General features: G+C 63.8%; 11 protein-coding genes. 8 read left to right on the forward strand and 3 right to left on the reverse strand.

The window, feature by feature from the left end:
• Positions 1-260 precede the first annotated feature (260 nt).
• Complete coding sequence (locus CCR96_RS10165; RefSeq protein ID WP_201220019.1) at positions 261-1,325, reverse strand: hydrogenase small subunit; 1,065 nt, start codon at positions 1,323-1,325, stop codon at positions 261-263.
• A 1,382-nt stretch (positions 1,326-2,707) separates the two neighbouring features.
• On the opposite strand from CCR96_RS10165, the gene CCR96_RS10170 reads away from it, so the two are divergent.
• The 8 genes from CCR96_RS10170 to CCR96_RS10205 all read left to right on the forward strand — a co-directional run bounded on the left by CCR96_RS10170 (position 2,708) and on the right by CCR96_RS10205 (position 17,462).
• On the forward strand, positions 2,708-3,679 hold the full coding sequence (locus tag CCR96_RS10170) for a quinone-dependent dihydroorotate dehydrogenase (protein WP_242518873.1): 972 nt from the start codon (positions 2,708-2,710) through the stop codon (positions 3,677-3,679).
• 200 nt (positions 3,680-3,879) lie between these two features.
• The gene (locus CCR96_RS10175) at positions 3,880-4,236 is read left to right on the forward strand and encodes a hypothetical protein (RefSeq protein WP_201220021.1); all 357 of its coding nucleotides are present in this window, start codon (positions 3,880-3,882) and stop codon (positions 4,234-4,236) included.
• A gap of 282 nt (positions 4,237-4,518) precedes the next feature.
• Complete coding sequence (locus CCR96_RS10180; protein WP_201220022.1) at positions 4,519-5,574, forward strand: FAD:protein FMN transferase; 1,056 nt, start codon at positions 4,519-4,521, stop codon at positions 5,572-5,574.
• Between the two features lie 160 nt (positions 5,575-5,734).
• Positions 5,735-11,689 (forward strand): alpha-2-macroglobulin family protein, encoded by a 5,955-nt coding sequence (locus tag CCR96_RS10185; protein WP_201220023.1) that lies wholly within the window; start codon positions 5,735-5,737, stop codon positions 11,687-11,689.
• A 154-nt stretch (positions 11,690-11,843) separates the two neighbouring features.
• Positions 11,844-12,941 carry an LPS export ABC transporter permease LptF gene (gene lptF, locus CCR96_RS10190; protein WP_201220024.1) on the forward strand — a complete coding sequence of 366 codons (1,098 nt, stop codon included), beginning with the start codon at positions 11,844-11,846 and terminating at the stop codon, positions 12,939-12,941.
• Between the two features lie 817 nt (positions 12,942-13,758).
• Positions 13,759-14,745, forward strand: a complete 987-nt coding sequence (locus tag CCR96_RS10195) for a MerR family transcriptional regulator (protein WP_242518857.1) — start codon at positions 13,759-13,761, stop codon at positions 14,743-14,745.
• A 56-nt stretch (positions 14,746-14,801) separates the two neighbouring features.
• Positions 14,802-16,478, forward strand: a complete 1,677-nt coding sequence (gene hisF / locus CCR96_RS10200) for an imidazole glycerol phosphate synthase subunit HisF (protein ID WP_201220026.1) — start codon at positions 14,802-14,804, stop codon at positions 16,476-16,478.
• Positions 16,479-16,646: 168 nt separating this feature from the next.
• Entirely contained in the window at positions 16,647-17,462 is an 816-nt protein-coding gene (locus tag CCR96_RS10205) for a COG3904 family protein (protein WP_201220027.1), read from the forward strand.
• 109 nt (positions 17,463-17,571) lie between these two features.
• Here the strand turns inward: CCR96_RS10205 and CCR96_RS10210 are convergent, their stop codons facing one another.
• Both CCR96_RS10210 and rimK read right to left on the reverse strand, forming a co-directional pair.
• Positions 17,572-18,624, reverse strand: coding sequence for a succinylglutamate desuccinylase/aspartoacylase family protein (locus tag CCR96_RS10210; RefSeq protein ID WP_338035862.1), 1,053 nt, complete (start codon positions 18,622-18,624; stop codon positions 17,572-17,574).
• A complete protein-coding gene (gene rimK / locus CCR96_RS10215) occupies positions 18,611-19,516 on the reverse strand; it encodes a 30S ribosomal protein S6--L-glutamate ligase (RefSeq protein ID WP_201220029.1) in 906 nt (301 codons plus the stop codon). Before rimK ends, CCR96_RS10210 begins: the two co-directional genes overlap by 14 nt.
• Positions 19,517-19,693: the final 177 nt, after the last annotated feature.

Raw genomic sequence — 19,693 nt, forward strand, 5'->3', positions numbered from 1 at the left:
TGGTCTTAAGCCTGTTGTGATTGCGTCGTCGCGCCTGACTCAGGGTGCCGGGCAGATGCCGGTGGCGGCGCATCTGTCTCGGCAAGCTCGGTCATGGCATCTCGGCTGTCGGAACTCGTCATTCCGGGCGTTGTGTGTCCGACACCCTTAGGGTCTTGTCGTGCTCGCTGGTCAGGCTCGCTGGTTACACTTGCTGGTCGTCCGTTTGGTGTGCGCGCAGCTGGTGTGCGCGCAGCTGGTGTGCGCGCAGCGGCGATCCTTTACTCGCTGCCGTGCATCTCTTCGGCGACTCGGGTCTTCTTGCGCCGCGCAAGTACCGCCGCACCGGCACCAACCGCCGCGCCAGCCATCGCTGCCGCGCCGAGCTTGGCGCCATCACCAAAGTTGCCCTTGGCGACCGAGTCGTAGATCCCGCCCATGTCCCAGAAGCGCGGCTCGGAGCAGCCGATGCAGCCGTGGCCGGACTGGATTGGGAAGCTGACACCGTTATTCCATTTGATATGGGCGCAGGCGTTGTAGGCGATCGGCGCCTTGCAACCGAGCTTGTAGAGGCACCAGCCCTTGCGCGCGCCCTCGTCGTCGAAGGTCTCGGCGAACTCGCCACGGTCATAGAACGGACGGCGATAGCAGCGGTCGTGGATGTTCTCGCCAAAGAAGGCCACTGGGCGGCCGAGGTGATCCAGTTCGGGCAGGCGCCCCAGGGTCAGGTACTGGGCGATGACGCCGGTGATGGCGAGCGGCATCGGCGGGCAGCCGGGGACATTGACGATCGGCTTGTCCTTGATGATGTCGCCGACCGCGACGGCGCGGGTCGGGTTGGGCTTGGCCATCGGGATGCCACCGTAGGCCGAGCAGGTGCCGATGTTGATCACCGCGGCGGCATGGGCGCAGGCCTCCTTCAACATCGCCAGGTTGCTGATGCCGGCGACCGTGGAGCAATGCTCATCGAGCGGGATCGAGCCGTCGACCAAGACTAGGTACTTGCCGGCGTTGTCATGCTGGGCCTGCTCGCGGGCGTGCTCGGCGGCGTCACCGGAGGCGGCCTGCAGCGTGTGGTGATAGTCGAGCGAGATGAAGTTGAACATCAGCGACTCGATGGATGGCGCGCTGGAGCGGGTCAGGGCCTCGGTGCAACCGGTGCATTCCTGGAACGATAGCCAGATCACCGAGGGCCGGCGAGCGCTGGACAGGGCCTCGGCCATTGCCGGCGCAATACCCGCAGGCAGCGCCATCAATGAGGCGGTGGTCGAGCAGAACTTGAGGAAGGCGCGACGGCTGACCCCTTGGCTGCGCAGTAATCCGCCTAGGGTTGGCTCATTCGGCATCGTGGCTTCTCCTTTTCTTTGATGGTAGTGATTTGTCGCGCCAAGCAGTAGTTGGCGTATTTCTTATAGGTTGCGAATTGTCAATGAGTTTGCCTTTGTGGGGTCTTAGAACCTTCTGAATTACCTTGGTTTTTTGTTGGTCTATCGGGTTCTTGATCCCTGGTCATTACTCTAGATGCTGAGAGAGAAAAGTGATGCACATCTCAGTTTTTATAATTGACTTATGTCATGCTTTGGCGCGATCAAAGTGATATTCACTGCGTACTTTTATATTTCTACGAATTGGTTAATTGCTGGAGTTCTGATAAAGCGAGGTTATCAATCGTTAATCGCGCAGAATAATTAATTGTTAATATTGTTTTTTAAGGGCGGGCTGGCGGGCATTTTTTGGTGCGGCGAGCCTTAGCGCTAGTCCGCTCAGTCTTGATGATTCCGGGGCCTTGGTATCGATCCCAGGAAGATCAGGACGGCTCGCACCGCTAGAGGTCGCTCCTGCAGCGAGGTCGCGAGTTCAAAACGATCATCGACGCCGTCCGTTGCAGCTCTGAAGCGCAGGTCTAGGAGCCAGATCCAAGGATGTCGATCAAAGGTCAGATCGGGGCGCCGGGGGTAGGGCGCACAGCTGAAAAACCGGCACGAGTTCGAACAGCAGGATGCTGCGGTTACTGAAACAAGCGCTTCATCGGCCGGGATGGCGATGCACCGGATGGCGATGCACCGGATGGCGATGCACCATGTCTGTTTAGCAGCGGGAGATAGGGGGTCGGCGCTGCCCGGTCTTGGTTAACAACCGTTGGGGATGCGGTTGTTAACGGGGGCGGGGGAAGTTGTTCGCGGATGTCGCCGAGCGCCGACGCGCGTTTTGCGCTCGGCCCCGGCGATTGGTTGCGGGCTGAGATGCGGTCCGCGGTGCTCGGCTTAGCCGATGATTCCGTAGCCGATGATGATCAGCATCATCAGGACGGCAGCGATGGAGAAAAGCTCCCCGCCGTTGAGCTCTTTGAGCGCGATCAGGTATTTCATGGCAGCATGTCTCGGTTGCTAGCTTGATGAGTCTATGGATCGTCGCGATCTGCACACTCAGATCGCGACGCTAGGCTGAGCGGTGGCACGCACGATCGCGAGACCAGCCAAAGCGTCCGCTCTTCTAGTTTATTAGCATATAGTGGATTAATTGCAATTGACGGATCGTAATCTTCCGATCCCCGGGGTTGCGCAGCGCGAACCGGTTCACGTCAAATCAGTTCATGGCAGGGGAATCGATGTCGACAGAGCGTTCAGGCTGGATCTCTTCAGGTCTTGGCAGTAGAGGCCAGGCTGGTCTGATTTGGGGGTTGCTGCGTCCGCTCTTGTTCCGCCTTGATGCAGAGCAGGCGCACGGCATGGCGCTGGCATTGGCGGCGCGTTGGTCGAAGGCGTTCAGCGGGCAACTTGCGGGGTCGGATCGGGCGCGGACTCCGGCCTTCAATGTCAACGCAATGGGACTGAATTTTCCAAATCCGGTTGGGCTGGCGGCTGGGCTGGACAAGGATGCCGAGGCGGTTCCCTTGTGGCAGCGGTTGGGGTTCGGCTTTGTTGAGGTTGGCACGGTGACGGCCTTAGCGCAGCCTGGTAATCCGCGGCCGCGCCTGTTCCGGCTCCCGGGCGATGCGGCGCTGATCAACCGCATGGGCTTCAACAATGCGGGTGCGGAGGCGATGGCAGTGCGCCTGACCCGGCTGCGTGAGCGAGCATTGCTGCAGGTCCCGCTTGGGGTCAACCTGGGCAAGTCGAAGGTGACGCCGTCAGCGCAGGCTGCCGCAGACTACCAGCGCAGCAGTGCCTTACTCGCCGAGCTGGCAGATTATCTGGTGGTCAATATTTCGAGCCCGAATACACCGGGGCTGCGGGATCTGCAAACCGTGGAACAGGTGCAGGCGCTGGTGGAGGCGGTGCAGGGGCCGAATCAGCGGCTCCGGCATCCGCGCCCGGTGCTGCTGAAGCTGGCGCCGGACCTGGCCGATGCCGATGCGATCGCCTGCGCCGAGGCCGCGCTCGCAGCCGGATGTGCGGGATTGATCCTGACCAATACCACGATCCGCTTCGAGGGTCTCAGTGGTTCGACCGAGGGCATGAGTGGTGGTCTCTCTGGCCGACCGTTGTTCGGGCGCAGCACCCAGCTCTTGGCCTTGGTGCGCGAAGCCCTCGGGCCTGATCCGGTCTTGATTGGCACCGGTGGCATCTTCACGCCGGAGGATGTGACCGCAAAGCTCGAGGCGGGGGCCAATCTTGTGCAGCTCTACACAGGATTGATCTATGGTGGTCCAGGTCTTGTCAGGCACTTGCTGAGCGCGCTTGAGGGGCACCCTGATTGACGAGATATGGTCGGAGTTGGGCGGTTGCGCTGGCCTTCGCCGACAGCACTGGGGGTTGTTGCAGCGACTCGATGACGCTATTTCACCTCTCCGACGAGACGGTTTGACTTAATGCCCACCGCACTCATACCAGCGCATCGATCGCATCTTTAAGGTGTTCGAGGCCTGGGTCTAAGACGCATTTTCGGGAGACGTATAGGATGCAGGATCGACCCCAAATCAAGACCGCGCTGCCGAAGCGGCGCTATCAGATCGGTGACCACACGGCGACCATACTGGGCGAGATCGAGACTGATGATGATCACCGCTATCGGTTCATCCTGGCGTTGGTGCCGATGGGTGAGCAGGAGCCGGTACTCTATGTGACCAGTCAGCAAGCGCCTGCCGATCGGCGTGGAGAAGGTGCCTATGACCTGCGCGTGATCAGCGCAAGCCTCACCGACGTGCTCGATACCGCAGACCGCTGGGAAAGCCTGGATCAGTTCGCAGACCAGGCCATCGATCTCGCTCAGCAGGTACTCGGATTGCGTAATCAACCGGTGATCAAACTGATGTGAGCCCGGCCTCGGTTGCGTTCCTAGCCCTAGCCCTAGCCCTAGCCCTAGCGCTAGCCGTGAACCTGATTTTGTTCCGAGCCTGGCTGAAGCGCGTCAACAGGGACAGTGCCGGGGGCGTGCCCGCATCCGCCTCTGCATGTTTAGCCTGAATCTCGCGCGATTCATCCGCCGGAGTGGCGCGGTGCTGTCTATGGTCGTTAGTCCCTTCCAGTCCAACTGAATGCCCCTGTGATCCGCATGATAAGCAAGCCTTATGACGGCTGGACTCGATGGCGCCCTTGCTTGCGGCCGCTGCTTCAAGCGCCGCTGATCGGTCTCTTGCTCTGGCTGGCTGCCCTAGTGCTCGTCGGCTGCGGCCAGGGCTCGGAGCAGCAAGTGCTCGTTTTGCGCGGCGCGACCATGGGGACGACCTACAGCCTGCAAATCGTCGAACCGCCCGCGGCCCTTGATCGTGATGCACTTGCAGAACAGATCAGCGCGCAGTTGTCAGACATCAACGGCTTGATGTCGACCTATCAGCCGAGCTCGGAGCTTTCGCGCTTTAATGCGAGCAACGCGACCGACTGGTTCCTGGTCTCGCCGGAGCTGGTGGCTGTGGTCAGCGCGGCGCAGGCGGTGAGCGAGGCGAGTGCCGGGGCCTTTGATGTGACCGTCGGCCCATTGGTCAACCTCTGGGGATTTGGCCCGACTGTGACGGCTGACGTCCTGCCAAGCGCGGCTGAGCTTCAGGCCGCGAGGGCGCGCGTCGGCTGGCAGCAGCTCGATGTCCAGCTGCAGCCTCCCGCGTTGCGCAAGGCACGGCCGGATCTCTACGTCGATCTCTCCGCCATTGCCAAGGGCTACGCGGTGGACCGAGTGGCTGCGCTGATCGAATCGGTTGGTGTGCAGAACTATCTGGTCGAGATCGGAGGCGAGCTGCGTGGGCGCGGCATCAATGGTCGTGGTGAGCCCTGGCAGATTGCCATCGAGCGGCCCGAGACCAGCAAACGGGCGATGTTCCGTGTTGTCGCGTTGCGCGACATCGGCATGGCCACCTCTGGCGACTATCGCAACTTCTTTGAGGTCGATGGCGAGCGCTATTCCCATACGATCGATCCAGCGACCGGACGCCCCGTCGGCCATCGTCTGGCCTCGGTGACGGTGCTGGCCGATCAGGCCATGGAGGCCGATGCCTGGGCGACGGCGCTGCTGGTGCTCGGCCCGGAGTCTGGCTTCGAGCTGGCCGAGCGGTTGGGGCTTGCTGCGTTTTTCATCGAGCACGCTCAAGATGCGCCCGACGATGAGTCCTTCCTCACGCAGACGACAGCGGCCTTTAGCCGACTGAGCACTGTACCTTGAGCGACGCATTCTGATCGCCTCACCCTGCGCCTCACCCTGAGCGCCGTATCCGCGTCTCGGATGTCTGTTTGCTCGTACAGCCCTTCTTCCGCTGCATGCTTCGGTCTACACTTTCTGGCAGTGTTCGGTGGCATTGGTCGGTAGCGATTAGGAGAGGGCGATGGTATTTCGGCTCGGCAAGGTCTCTGCGTTGCTTGCGCGAGGACTCGCGCTGTCGATGATGGGGATCTCGATGGCGATGGCGCTACCGACCTCTGCCGCGACAGGCGATCACGCCGCTGATTCGACCCTAAGGATTGCGCAGGCTGTTGCCCAGGCGGAGCTTGCTCATGAGGCTGCCGCCCAGACTGCTGCCCAGCCCCAGCCGCCCGCCGCCCAAACTGCCGCCCAGCCCGCCGTCAAGCAGAGCGGCGACGAGCCTCAGCGCCGACTGGTCGTGATCCGTGGAGCAGACTACTTCGGCCACGATTACGACACCTTGCAGGATGTTGACCTCGATGCCTGCGAGGCCGCCTGCTTAGCCGATGAGCGCTGCCGTGCGTTCACGTTCAATAGCAACGCTGGTTGGTGCTTTCTGAAGTCCAGCTTCGGCGAGCTGCGCGCCTTCGATGGTGCGGTCTCGGGCTATATCCAGACCGGTCCGCTCGAAACCGGTGACCAGCGCGCGCAACGGCGTTCAGAGCTGGCGTTTCTGCCGAGCGGCTATCGCGATGAGGCCGATGAGCTGCGCCGACGCATTGCTGATGCTGACGATCAGAGCGGTGCTGGTGGCGGCCTCGACGAGATCTTGGCTCAGGCCAGGCAAGCCCTGGCGGACAACGATCCGCGCGCGGCAACCGCCGGCTACCGAGTCGCGCTGCGGCTCGCCCCTAATGATTCAGCCCTTTGGCAGCGCTTGTCCGAAGCGGCCATGGCCATTCAGAGCAACGATTGGTCCGAGCGCCAGCAGGTACAGCAGGAGGCCACCGCCGCGGCCATCAATGCCTACCTGAGCGCGACCGAGGTCGGCCAGCGTGCAGGCGCGCTGGCACTGATCGGGCGCGCGCTCGAGGCGCGCTCGGCCTGGCGCCCGGCGATCCGTGCCGAACGGGCCTCACTCGCGCTCGTCGATGATCCGGCCTTGCGTGCGCGACTCGATCAGCTGGTGGCCGAGCACGGCTTTCGCATCATCGATCATCAGGTCTCGTCCGATGCGCGCAATCCTCGCATCTGCATCCGCTTCTCCGATCCGCTCGCGCGCGAGGGCGTCGAGCTGGCCGACTATCTCGAGCTTGATGTCCAAGGGTTGGCGATCGAGCCCGAGGCCGAGCAGTTGTGTATCGACGGGGTCGAGCATGGCGAGCGCTACCGGATCAGGGTGCGCGCTGGGCTGCCGGCCAACGATGGCGAGCGCCTGGCCAAGCCGGTGACTCTGGAGGTCTATGTGCGCGACCGTTCGCCCTCGGTGCGCTTCCCCGGCCGAGCCTATGTCTTGCCGAGCGGCGGTGCGGCGGCGCTGCCGGTGGTCACGGTCAACACCCGCCTGCTGGACGCCGCGCTCTATCGGGTGGGCGATCGCGCCCTCGGCGGTTTCCTGAACGATGAGACCCTGCTCGCCCAGCTCAGCGCGTACCAGACCGATGCCATCGCGGAGACCAGCGGCGAGCAGCTTTGGAAAGGCCAGATCGAGACCCGCTCGGAGCTGAACCAGGAGATCACCACCTCGGTGCCAGTCGCCGAACTGCTCGCGGATCTGAGCGATGGCGCAGCGACAGGTTCGACCACTCAGGGACTTCGGCCCGGTGCCTATATCTTGACCGCGCGCCCAGCCGATGCCCTCGCGAGCGATGAGCAGGCGACGCAATGGTTTGTCGTCTCTGATCTGGGGCTGACGGCGTTGTCTGCCGATGATGGCCTACATGCCTTCGTGCGCTCGCTCTCGAGCGCCGAGCCGCTGGCAGACGTGCGGCTTCAGCTGCTGGCGCGGAATCAGCAGGTCCTCGGTGAGGCCAAGACGGATGCACAGGGCCATGCCCGCTTCGAGCCGGGTCTGCTGCGTGGTCAAGGGGGTAACCGGCCGGCGCTATTGATCGCGGAGGGGCAGGATACCGACTATGGCTTCCTCGACCTGAAAGCGAGCCCGTTCGACCTCAGCGATCGCGGCGTCAACGGTCGCCCGGCAGCGCAGCCGATCGACACCTATCTGGTCAGCGAGCGCGGGATCTATCGTCCCGGCGAATCGGTGGTGCTGACCGCGCTGACCCGCGATCCGCATGCCGATGCCGTCATTGGGGTACCGCTGACCTTCGTGCTCAAGCGTCCTGATGGTGTAGAGCAACAGCGAGCGCTGATCCAGGACCAAGGCCTCGGTGGTTATCAGCTGCGTCTGCCGCTGCTCAAGGATGCGATGCGCGGCACTTGGCAGGCCGAGGTCTATGCCGACCCCAAAGCCGAGGCCTTGGCGTGGACCAACTTCCTGGTCGAGGATTTCATGCCCGAGCGCCTTGACTTCAGCGTTGAGTCCTCGACGCCCAGGCTTGATCCGTCCGCGCCACCGAGTCTGAGCATCGAGGCGTGGTTCCTGTACGGCGCGCCGGCGGCAAACCTTGAGGTCAGCGGGATGACGCGGGTGACGTTGGCCGCGGGTCTGGCGGACTGGTCGGGCTGGCAGTTTGGGCTTGCCAGCGAACAGGTTGAGGATCGGAGTGAGCCGTTGCCTGGCGCCGAGACCGATGCCGCGGGACGTGCCCAGCTCGGCATCGAGCTGCCGGTGCTGGTGGCGAGCACGCGGCCGTTGCAGGCACGGATCGATGTGCAGGTGCTCGATGGCGGCGGCCGTCCGGTCGAGCGCAATCTGAGCTTGCCGATCCTCGGTCAACGTGCCCGGATTGGTATCAAGCCGCTATTCGAGGGGGCCGTCGATCAAGGCGGCAACGCCCGTTTCGCGGTGATGGTGCTCGCTGCCGATGGCGCACCGATGGCCGCCGATGGGCTGCGCTGGACCTTGTCTCGGGTGCAGACCTCGTATCAGTGGTATCGCACCGATGGTGATTGGCGCTTCGAGCCGATCGTCAGCCGCACCCGCGTCGCCAGCGGCGATTTGGTTGTCGGCGCTGATCCAAGCGCGCTGGCGCAGCTCGAGGCGCCGGTCGATTGGGGCGCCTATGAGCTGCGGATCGAGGGCCATGGAGACAACCCGCTGGTTCCAGCCAGCATCGGCTTCGAGGCCGGCTGGTACGTCGCGCCCAAGGCCTTCGATACCCCTGACGTGCTTAAGGTCTCGCTCGACAAGCCCGAGTATCGCATCGGCGAGCAGGCGCGGGTGCGCCTCGAGCCGCGCTTTCCGGGCTTGGCTTTGGTGATGGTGCTCGGCGGTGACGGGCTGGTCAGCATGCATCCGGTCGAGGTGCCGGAGGCGGGCACCAGCGTCGCCGTGCCAGTGACTGCGGACTGGGGGCCGGGTGCCTATGTGACTGCAATCCTCTATCGCGGTATGGATCTACAGGCGCGGCGCATGCCGCGGCGGGCAATCGGCCTGCACTGGGCCGGCGTCGATCCGCAACAGCGCCGCTTAGCCCTGACCCTCGACGCGCCGCAGCAAGCCCGTCCGCGCGAGCCGCTCGAGATTGGTGTCCAAATCGAGGATCTGGCACCGGACGAAACCGCCTTTGTCACCCTCGCCGCCGTTGATGTCGGCATCCTCAACCTGACGCGCTTCGAGTCCTGGTCGCCAACCCAGTGGTATTTTGGCCAGCGTCGCCTGGGTGCTGAGCTGCGCGATCTCTACGGACAGCTCATCGATCGGATGCAGGGCGAGCCAGGACGACTGCGCACCGGCAGCGGTGCCGGCCAGCTGATGTCGTTCGAGGGGCCACCGCCGAGCGAGGCGCTGGTCGCCTTCCAGACCGAGCCGCTGCGGCTGGGTGCCGATGGGCGCGCCGAGGCCAGCTTCGATCTGCCCGACTTCAATGGCCAGGTGCGGCTGATGGCCATGGCCTGGTCCGCCACCGGCATCGGCCAGGCGGCTGCCGAGGTGTTGGTGCGTGATCCAATCGTCATCAGTGCCGCGATGCCGCGCTTCCTGGCGCCTGGCGACCGTTCGCGCATCCTGCTCGAGCTGGCTCATGTCGAGGGTCCGGCAGGGCCGATCGAGGTCTCGTTGACCAGCAATGGCAATGCGCTGCGGATCGAGAACGATGGCACACCGATGCTGCTCGAGCTTGCCGAGCAGGAGCGTGCCCAACTCAGCTTTGCGCTCGAGGCCGGCAGTGAAGTGGCGGCCCCGAGCGACAACGAGCTCCTGATCCGCTTGGTCACCCCCAGCGGCGAAGAGCTGACGAAACAGCTGCTGCTCGGTGTGCGCAACCTTGAGCCTGCGGTGGCGCGCACTCAGTCCATCCCGCTAAAGCCTGGGGCGCCGCCATTCCAGCTCCAGACCCTCTTGTCTGCGGACAGTGGCCTGCTGCCCGGCAGCGCCTCCTGGTCATTGTCGATCAGCGGTGCCGGCGCGCTCGATGTGGCCGGCCTGCTCTGGTTGTTGGACCAATATCCGTTCGGTTGTGTGGAACAGCTCACCAGCCGCGCACTGCCATTGCTCTACCTGGATCAGGTCGCCTCCAGCGCTGGCTTGGCAGTAGACGGCGCTGCCCCCTTGTTTGCGCTTAGACGCGATACCGGTGCCAGCGCTCGCCTGTTTGCTGACGCCGAAGATGCCGATGCCGATGCCGGTGCCGGTGCCGGCGCTAGCCTCCCTGCTAACGCCGACGATGCGGATGCGGATGCGGATGCGGATGCGGATGCCGGTGTGCCCGCCCGCATCCGCAAAGCGATCGCCGAGATCCTCGCGCATCAATCCTCGACCGGAGGCTTTGGGCTCTGGCAACCGGGTCCCGGCGACCTCTGGCTCGACGCCTATGTCACCGACTTCCTCACCCGTGCCCGCGAGCAGGGTTACCAGGTCCAGTCGGCGGCCTTCAACAACGCGCTCGACAACCTGAGCAACCAGCTCAGCTATGCCGCAGACTTCAAGGACGGCGGCGAAGGCATTGCCTACGCCCTCTTTGTACTCGCCCGCAACGCCCGCATTCCAGTCGGCGATCTGCGCTACTACCTCGAAACCAAGCTCGACGCCTTCGCCACACCCATGGCGCGCGCCCAGCTCGGCGCCGCACTCGCGCTCTTCGGCGAGACCGAACGCGCGGCCACCGCCCTGCGCTCGGCTCAGGCGCTCTGGGAGCAGCAGCCCGCCAGCACGAGCTGGCGCGCCGATTTCGGCTCCCACCTGCGCGACGGTGCCGCTCTGCTCAGTCTTGCCGCCGAGGCCGGCGGCAACATCATCGACATCAGCGCCCTCGGCAGCCAACTCGAGCGCGTCTGGGCCAGCACCGACTACCCCAGCACCCAAGACCAAGCCTGGATGCTGCTCGCCGCGCATGCCCTGATGGACGGTGCAGCCAAGCCCCGCCTCAGCGTCAACGGCCGGCCCCAGGATGGCGCCTTCTTCCGCCGCGGTTGGCTTACCGACCTGGGTTCTGAGCCCGCCCCGGCAACCGATGCGGAGGCCGACGTCGGACCCTCGCTCGAGATCGCCAACGCCGCACCCGCACTCGCGATTGCCAACGCCGGAGATCGCCCACTCACCGCCATGCTCACCCGCAGCGGTATCCCCGCCATGCCCACGCCGGCCGGCGGCAAAGGCTACAGCATCGAGCGCAGCTACTACGACCTCGACGGCCGCCGCCTCGACCCGGCCCAGTTCACGCAAGGCGATCGACTTGTCGCCCTGATCACTATCAGCGCCGACCAACGCCGCGCCGCACGTCTGCTCATCAACGACCCATTGCCCGCCGGTTTCGAGATCGACAACCCCCACCTACTGCGCTCCGGTGCTGTCGAAGGCCTACCTTGGCTCAACCTGGTCACTGAACCTGCCCATGTCGCCTTCGGCAGCGACCGCTTCGTCGCCGCCGTCGATCGCCAGCGCAACGATCCCTCGAGCTTCCAGCTCGCCTACGTCGTTCGCGCCATCTTCCCAGGCCGCTTCGCCCATCCAGCAGCCCAAGTCGAAGCCATGTACCAACCCAGTCTCAGGGCGCGCACCGCCTCCGGCATCCTGAGTATCACAGCCCCAGAATGAATCAAACAGGCTGCCAACATCGACAAGGCGTAATAGCCAAAGCCGGGCGCAACGAGCCATCTCGACTAGCCAGAGCCGGGGGCAAGGAGCCACCGAGAGAGGGCGCCCGGGCAGCCACGCTAGCGCCTGATAAAAGCCATAGCGAATCGACATCGTGCTAAGCGTCGCCGACCGCTACCTCCTCACCGAGATCACCAAGGTCTTCTCGGCCATCATCCTGACCCTGCTCATGGTCATGGTCAGCATTCTCCTACTGCGAACCCTCGAAGACGTCAATCTCGGCGCCCTCAGCAATAACGCCGTGCTGCACTACCTGGGTCTGCAGATACTGCGCGACACCGCCAGCCTGCTGCCACCAGCCTTCTTCATCGCCGCACTCGTCACCCTCGGTCGGCTCGCGCGCGACAGCGAGCTCATCGCCTTTGGTGCCTGCGGGTTCGGGCCGATCAGGCTCTACCGGGCATTCCTGCTGTTCGCGCTCCCGCTCTCCGTGGTCACCGGCTGGTTCGCACTGATTGGCCAACCCTACGCCTCGCTGCAACTGCAGATCATCGAAGATGCGAAAGGTGAACCATCCACTCAGGTTGCAGGTCTGCGCGCCGGGCGCTTCTATCTGCAAGAAGAAGGCGATATCACCTTCTATGCTACCGGCATCGACGATCAGAATCGCTTTCAAGACGTCTTCATTCAGGATCGGCGCGCTGCAAAGCCGCGCCTGGTGCTCAGCAACCGCGGTCGCTATCAGCATGACGCCAACACCGGCGAGCAGCGCATCGTGCTCGAAGAAGGCCGGCGCTACGATGGCATCCCTGGCACCGCCAACTATGACTTCGCCGAGTTCGATCGTTACACCTATTTTCTCGAGCCAGAGGCTGAGGTCGATGTCGAGCGCCGCCGACGCGCCGCGCTTCCAACACGCGACCTGATCGGTTCTGATTCCTTGCTGGATCGCGCTGAGCTGGGCCACAGGATCTCTGCTCCGGTCGCCATCTACGTGCTCGCATTGCTCGCGATCCCGCTGACCACTCTGTCGCCACGGCAACGCGGCACTGGCCGACTGTTGCTCGCCTTCTTGACCTACTTCGCGTTCTTCAATCTGCAGCGTCTGGCCGAAAACTGGCTCGAGAACGGCGTCACCCCAGCCTGGATGGGGATGCTCTGGTATCAGGCAGCGGTGCTGTTGATGGTCTACTCGAGCCTGGCGCCCGGATCGTTTTGGCTACAACAACTCCGAGACAAGCTCCGGGGCTAGTCTGCGCAATGCGCTCGAGCGCTGTTCGCGAGCGCCGCCTGGCGTTGGTCCTGCTCCGGCGATACTCGGTAACGGGCGATGCGCTCGCGCAAGGCTTGATCGCTGAGCGGTTGCTGACGAGCCTCCCACCGTTGCTCGATGTCCTGTGGCCTCGGCGTCTGCGTTGATGGTGCCTGAGACACATTTGCTGCGCTCTCTAGATCGGGCAGGGCATGGCCCTGGAGCAACCGCTCCGGTTTCTTGGGGGGCGATCCACTCTGAGCGCTACCCTGAAACAAGGGCTTCATCGACCTGATTGGCGATGCGCTAGGCGCCTGAGTTGCGCTAGGCGCCTGAGTAAGGTGGCGCACGACGGCGAGCAGTCCAGGCCCCGGTCTCGCAAGCTGATGCGCCGGTTCTGCGGCGTAGGCCGTGGCTGCACTAAGGCAGGCTGTCTGGTGGACACCGGCGATGCTGGTCGACGTCAGTACAACGCTAGCCACGGCGGCAGCCCGTAGGGCTCCGTGCAGGTGCTGGGTCGCGATCTTGGTTGCCGACACTGTGCGTCTCCTATGGCGATGGGAAAGTGGTGGCCGGCTCGATAGCGGTACGTCGGGGCGTTGTCGAGATAGGCCTGAACAAAACTTGGTCGAAGGCCGCGGCGACACTATATCCTCAGTCCAAAGACAGTACCCATTTGATTCGCCGACTGATGAATCATGTTGAGGCTAGAGGTTTCTGACCAAGTTTTGAAATGAAATTAGGCGTTATTGACGCTGCTGTCAATGGCGAATTTGAGATTTTATATAGACAAAACCTTTTCAAAGGAGGCGTGGCCTTGACAGAGCCCGAGCATTCGTTTGCCGCTCAGACCTATCGGATTGGCGCAGTTGCGCGCCTGACAGGTATTCCACCCGATACCTTACGTGTCTGGGAGCGGCGTTATGCGGTGGTGGAGCCGATCCGATCTGAAGCAGGCACGCGCCTGTATTCGGCGGAAGACGTTGGCCGCTTGACGCTGATCAAGCGGCTGGTCGATAACGGCGACGCGATCAGCCATGTCGCGCCGCTCACGCTGCCGCAACTTCACGAGCGCTCGCGCGGCCTCAGTTTGGCCCCAACCGCCGAGGGCGATCTGCCACCCTGTCGGGTCGCGGTGCTGGGGTCTACCCTGCCGACCTTGTTGGCCCGAGAGAGCGAGCGCACAGCCGTGTTCGAAGATGGTGTCGAATTGGTCGGTGCCTTCGAGGACGAGCATCGCTTTCGGCATGCCGCTGCCGACCTGAAGATTGATCTGCTGGTGCTCGAGCGCCCAACCATCCAGCTCGACCGCATCGCACAGATCACCGATCTACTCACCGAATCTGGTGCGACCCAGGGACTGGTCGTCTATGGCTTTGCGCCGCGTGCCGCGCTGGAGCGGCTCGAGGCACAACGCATTGTCGCCAAGCGCGCGCCGGTCGATGCAGCCGAGCTGGTGCGCTGGTGTGCAGCCTTGCATGGTAGTGATAAGCTTCCTTCGCCTGAGGCGAGCCTCGAAGGCGTTGACCTAGGGGCGCCGATTCCCCGTCGGCTCTTCGACAACACCAGCTTGGCGCGCATTGCCACCGCCTCACCAACGGTGCGCTGCGAGTGCCCCCATCACCTGGTGCAGCTGGTCTCGAGCTTGGTCGCCTTCGAGCAGTACAGTCGCGAGTGTGAGAATCGCAATGCCGACGATGCCGCCTTGCATGCATTCCTGCATGCGGCAACAGCACGCGCCCGGGCGACGATGGAGGCGGCATTGGCGCGGGTGGTCGAGGCCGAGGGGATCGATATCAGATGAGGTCCGCCTGCTGCTAAACTTTGCCTTTGAATGATCGGCTTGGCTGTCTAATCCTCATGATCTCGCTCCTCGACTATGGTGCCGGTAATGTGCGCAGTCTGCGCAATGCGATTTCGAAGCTCGGTTTCGAGCTGACCGATATCCGTCGACCGGACGACATCCTCAACGCTGAATATCTCATCTTTCCCGGCGTCGGGGCCTTCGGGGCAGCCATGCAGCGGCTCAATGCCCTGGGCTACACCGAGCCGTTGCAGGACTATCTCGCTGCGGATCGGCCCTTTCTCGGCATCTGCATCGGGCTGCAGAGCCTGTTCGAAGGCAGCGAAGAGTCTCCCGGTATCCCTGGGCTAGGGGTCATCCCGGGTGTTGTGCGGCGCTTCACCGAGCGCCGACTCGCGGTGCCACACATGGGTTGGAATGGCTTGCGGTTGCAGCGTGACAGTGCCTTGCTGTCGGGCCTAGAGCAGGAGCGCTTCTATTTCGTGCATTCCTATCATGCGGAAGCAAACGCCGAGAATGCCCGCTGGGTCTTGGCTGAGACCGACTATGGTGGCGCCTTCGTCAGTGCGGTCCAGCGTGGTCGGGTCACGGCGGTGCAGTTCCACCCGGAGAAGAGCGGCCAGGCCGGGCTCGAGGTGTTGGGTCGGTTCTTGGGGGGCGCACTTGATCAGCCGTCACTGGCCGCTGCGGCAGGGCCGTCAACTCAGGCCGCCGCCGGCTCCAAGGATGGGCGGCCGTCTTTTGGCGGGCAAGGTGGCGAGCAAGACGGCGGGCAAGACGGCGCCTTACCGACCCAGCTCACGAAACGTGTCATTGCGTGCCTGGACGTGCGCAGTAATGACGCCGGAGACCTGGTGGTGACCAAGGGGGATCAGTACGACGTCCGCGAATCCGGTGGCGAGGTGCGAAATCTCGGTAAACCGGTCGAGTTGGCACAACGCTACTACGAGGAGGGCGCCGACGAGATCACCTTCCTCAACATCACGGCCTTTCGCGACTTTCCACTCGCCGATCAACCGATGCTCGAGGTCTTGCGTCGAACCTCCGAGAACGTCTTCGTCCCCCTGACCATTGGCGGCGGCATCCGTGCCTTCACCGATGCCGATGGCCATGTCTACAGTGCGCTGGATGTGGCCGGTGAGTATTTTCGCTCCGGCGCGGACAAGATCTCGATCGGCTCCGATGCGGTCGATACGGTCGAGACTGTCCGCGCTCGGGGTGGCGGCGATGGCAGCAGTGCGATCGAGGAGATCGCTCGGGTGTATGGCAAGCAAGCCGTGGTGATCTCGGTTGACCCACGGCGCGTCTATGTGCAGTCGCCCGACGCGACCGAGCGAACTGTCATCGAGACTGCGATTCCGGGGCCGAACGGCGAGCGCTACTGCTGGTTCCAGTGCACGGTCAAGGGCGGTCGCGAGGGTCGAGATGTAGACGCCGTGGAGCTGGCACGTGTTTGCGAGCAGCTCGGTGCCGGCGAGATCCTCCTCAACTCGATCGATCGTGACGGCACCGGCAGCGGCTTTGACCTGGAACTCATCGAAGCGGTGCGCGCCGCGGTGAGCATCCCGGTCATCGCCTCAAGTGGTGCTGGTCGGCCGGAGCATTTCTCCGAGGTGTTCGAGCACACCGGTGCTGAGGCGGCGCTTGCTGCTGGAATCTTTCACCGCCGCGAGGTACCGATTGCAGCGGTCAAGGCGCAGCTGAGCGCGGATGGCATTCCGGTTCGAGACTAGGGCGTGCGCAGTCGGTGGCCTCTGCGCATGGCGGTGAGCATTGCGACGATGAGGCTTCGCTGCACGCGGCATCCTGAGCGGGGGGCAGGTCCGCTGCCGGCTCTGGGATGGCTGACCCCTGCGCGATCCCCAGGGTGCCGCCTGCTGTGGCCAGTTGCTTGCCTGACGATGCTCCTGCTCGCTGGCTGTGCTGGTCTCTCAGACAGTCGTCAGCGACTGCCAGCGGGGATCGACGCGGACGAACTCCTGAGCAAGATCGCGGCCTGTCATCTGCTGCGTGTGGTGCAGAGCGGAGATCGCGCGGCCACCGATGCGGTCGTGATTGCCGCGCTGGATCAGTACGGGTTCGAGGTCGAGCAGATGATCGAGCGAGCCAATTACCTGGCGCGGATCGCTGCGGCTCGACCCGCGCAGCGCGAGCAGATGGTTGAGATCGCCCGCAGCGCCTGCGCCCACCTTGTTCGTCTCACCGGTGCCGCCTCCGGCCTGGTGCGGTTTGATGAGGAGGGCGGCGTTGATCGGACGTGGCTGGTTGTCGATGGTGAGATCAACGATGGCTTTGCGGACAAGGTCATCGCGCGGTTGCGTGCCGAGCGGGCCGTTGGCTTGGTCATCAATAGCCCAGGCGGCTCCCTCTATGAGGCGCGGCGGCTAGGACGCTGGTTGCGCGAGAATGGCATTCCGGTGGGTGTCAATGAACTCTGCACCTCGGCCTGTGTCGATGTGTTGGCTGGCGGCATCGAGCGCTACGTTACCGCCAATGTTCGTCTCGGCATCCATCAGAGCAAGGTGCCGGCGCACCTCAGCAGCCATGAGGGCGGGCAGCTCTCGGTCGTGAGCGCAGCCCTCTATCTGCGAGAGATGGGCATCGACGATAGCATTGCCCTCGCGGCGGCGGCGGTGCCAAACAACAGGATGTACTGGATCTCACTCGCTGAGGCGCTCGACACCAAGTTGGCGACCAAGGTCGTGGCCGGCTTTTAGCGTCGAGACTTTTAGCGTCGAGAGAGGATATCCCGGCTGCGGCGAGTGCTGTCAAGGCGCTGGCCAGCTTGCCTGTCTGTATTCGGTACGAGCTTTTCTGGCAATCGCCTTAGTCGATTGGCTCCTCGAGCGGATCATCGGGCTCGAGCAGGGCCTGGAATTGTTCGACTGTGTCGGCGACGGCGTCGGTCTTGAAGCGGGCGATATGGAACAGTGCCTCACCCTCGGTGATGAGCGGTAGATTCATGCGGCCGATGACGATACCCGCGGCGGGCGAACTGACTGTTTCCTCGCCATTGCCGAAGGGATCAGCGACGGTGGCGAGACGCTCGCCCTTCTCAACCCAGGCGCCGAGCGCTCGGGCGAAGCGCAGCATGCCGCTGGTTTGGGCGCGGGCCCAGACACTCGAGCGGGCGATTACCGGCTGATGAGCTGAGCGCGGACGCCGCGAGCTATCGCGGATCATCCCGAGCTGACGCATGACGCCGAGGATGCCACGCACCCCGGCGCGGATTGAGAGCTCATCGAAGCGCAGTGCCTCGCCGGCCTCGTAGAGCAGGACTGGCACATCCAGCGCAGCCGCGGCAGCGCGTAAGGAGCCGTCGCGAAAATCCGCGTCGAGGATCACCGGTGCGCCAAAGGCGCGGGCGAGATCCGCGATGCCAATCTCGTCGACGCGGGCGCGGATCTGCGGCAGGTTCTCACGGTGCGCGGCGCCGGTATGCAGGTCGATGCCAAGGTCGCTATCGGTGACGATCTCGCTCATCAGTGTGGCTGCGAGTCGGCCGGCGAGCGAGCCGCCCTCGGAGCCTGGGAAGCTGCGATTCAGATCGCGCCGATCGGGCAAGTAGCGCGAGTGGCGGACGAAACCGTAGACGTTGACCACCGGCACCGCCAGTAGGGTGCCGCGCAGCGAGCGCAGGGCGGTGCTACTGAGCAGGCGGCGAATGATGGCGATGCCGTTGATCTCGTCGCCATGCACGGCGGCCGTGACGAACAGGCGTGGGCCTGGGCGACGACCCTGCAGCACATGTACCGGCAGCACCACCGGGTTCTGGGTGAACAGAATCGGCAGTGGGAGGTCGATGCGCGCGCGTTCGCCAGGGCGCACCAGATGACCGCCGATGCGTATCCCCGCCGGGCGTGCGCTAGCCCTTGCCACGGGTGCGCGTCTTGCCGGCGAGGGCGTCCTTCTCGATAAAGCTGAGCATCTGACCGGCGACATCCTTGCCGGTGGCCGCTTCGATGCCTTCCAAGCCGGGTGACGAATTGACCTCCATGACCACCGGGCCGTGGTTGGAGCGCAGCACATCGACGCCGGCCACGTTCAGACCCATGATCTTGGCCGCGCGCACCGCCGTCGAGCGCTCCTCGGGGGTGATGCGAATCAGCTCAGCGCTCCCGCCGCGATGTAGGTTGGAACGGAACTCACCGGGTTTTGCCTGCCGGCGCATCGCCGCGACCACCTTGTCGCCGATCACGAAGCAACGGATGTCGGCCCCCTTGGCCTCACGGATGTATTCCTGCACCAGGATGTTGACCTTGAGGCCGAGGAAGGCCTCGATCACGCTCTCGGCGGCCTGGCGGGTTTCGGCGAGCACCACACCGATGCCTTGGGTACCCTCAAGCAATTTGATCACCAGCGGCGCGCCGCCAACCATCTTGATCAGATCCTCGATATCGTCCGGGGTATGGGCGAAGCCGGTGATCGGCAGGCCGATGCCACGGCGTGAGAGCAGTTGCAATGAGCGTAGCTTGTCGCGGGCGCGGGTGATCGCGACCGATTCATTGAGCGGGTAGACGTTCATCATCTCGAACTGGCGCAGCACCGCGGTGCCGTAGAAGGTCACGGAGGCGCCGATGCGTGGGATGACCGCATCGAATCCGGTCAACTGCTCGCCCTTGTAGTGAATCGAAGGCGCGTGCGAGGTGATGTTCATGTAGCAGCGTAGCACGTCGATCACGCGTGCCTCGTGGCCACGTTCGCGCGCGGCCTCGGCGAGCCGTCGCGTCGAGTAGAGCCTCGGGTTACGTGAAAGGATGGCGATCTTCATCTCATCTCCAGGGTTGGGCGGATCGCGGCCGGGCTTCAGCGCCTGCTCGAGTCGACGCCGAGGGCGTGCTCGATGGTCTCGATGCGTTGAGTGGATAGGGTATCAGGGTGCGCGAGAAGCCTGAAGAAACGCTCATGGTACTCCTCGGTGATCCATCATCAGCACGCAGCCCCAGCC

This window comes from Halochromatium roseum (assembly GCF_016653315.1).
GTDB classification, from domain to species: Bacteria; Pseudomonadota; Gammaproteobacteria; order Chromatiales; family Chromatiaceae; genus Lamprobacter; species Lamprobacter roseus.

Excerpts from the sequence above, each read along its gene's own strand:
- CCR96_RS10165 (WP_201220019.1), bottom strand. The coding sequence starts at position 1,325 with ATGCCGAATGAGCCAACCCTAGGCGGATTACTGCGCAGCCAAGGGGTC.
- CCR96_RS10170 (WP_242518873.1), top strand. The coding sequence starts at position 2,708 with ATGGCGCTGGCATTGGCGGCGCGTTGGTCGAAGGCGTTCAGCGGGCAA.
- CCR96_RS10175 (WP_201220021.1), top strand. The coding sequence starts at position 3,880 with ATGCAGGATCGACCCCAAATCAAGACCGCGCTGCCGAAGCGGCGCTAT.
- CCR96_RS10185 (WP_201220023.1), top strand. The coding sequence starts at position 5,735 with ATGGTATTTCGGCTCGGCAAGGTCTCTGCGTTGCTTGCGCGAGGACTC.
- hisF (WP_201220026.1), top strand. The coding sequence starts at position 14,802 with ATGATCTCGCTCCTCGACTATGGTGCCGGTAATGTGCGCAGTCTGCGC.
- CCR96_RS10205 (WP_201220027.1), top strand. The coding sequence starts at position 16,647 with ATGCTCCTGCTCGCTGGCTGTGCTGGTCTCTCAGACAGTCGTCAGCGA.
- rimK (WP_201220029.1), bottom strand. The coding sequence starts at position 19,516 with ATGAAGATCGCCATCCTTTCACGTAACCCGAGGCTCTACTCGACGCGA.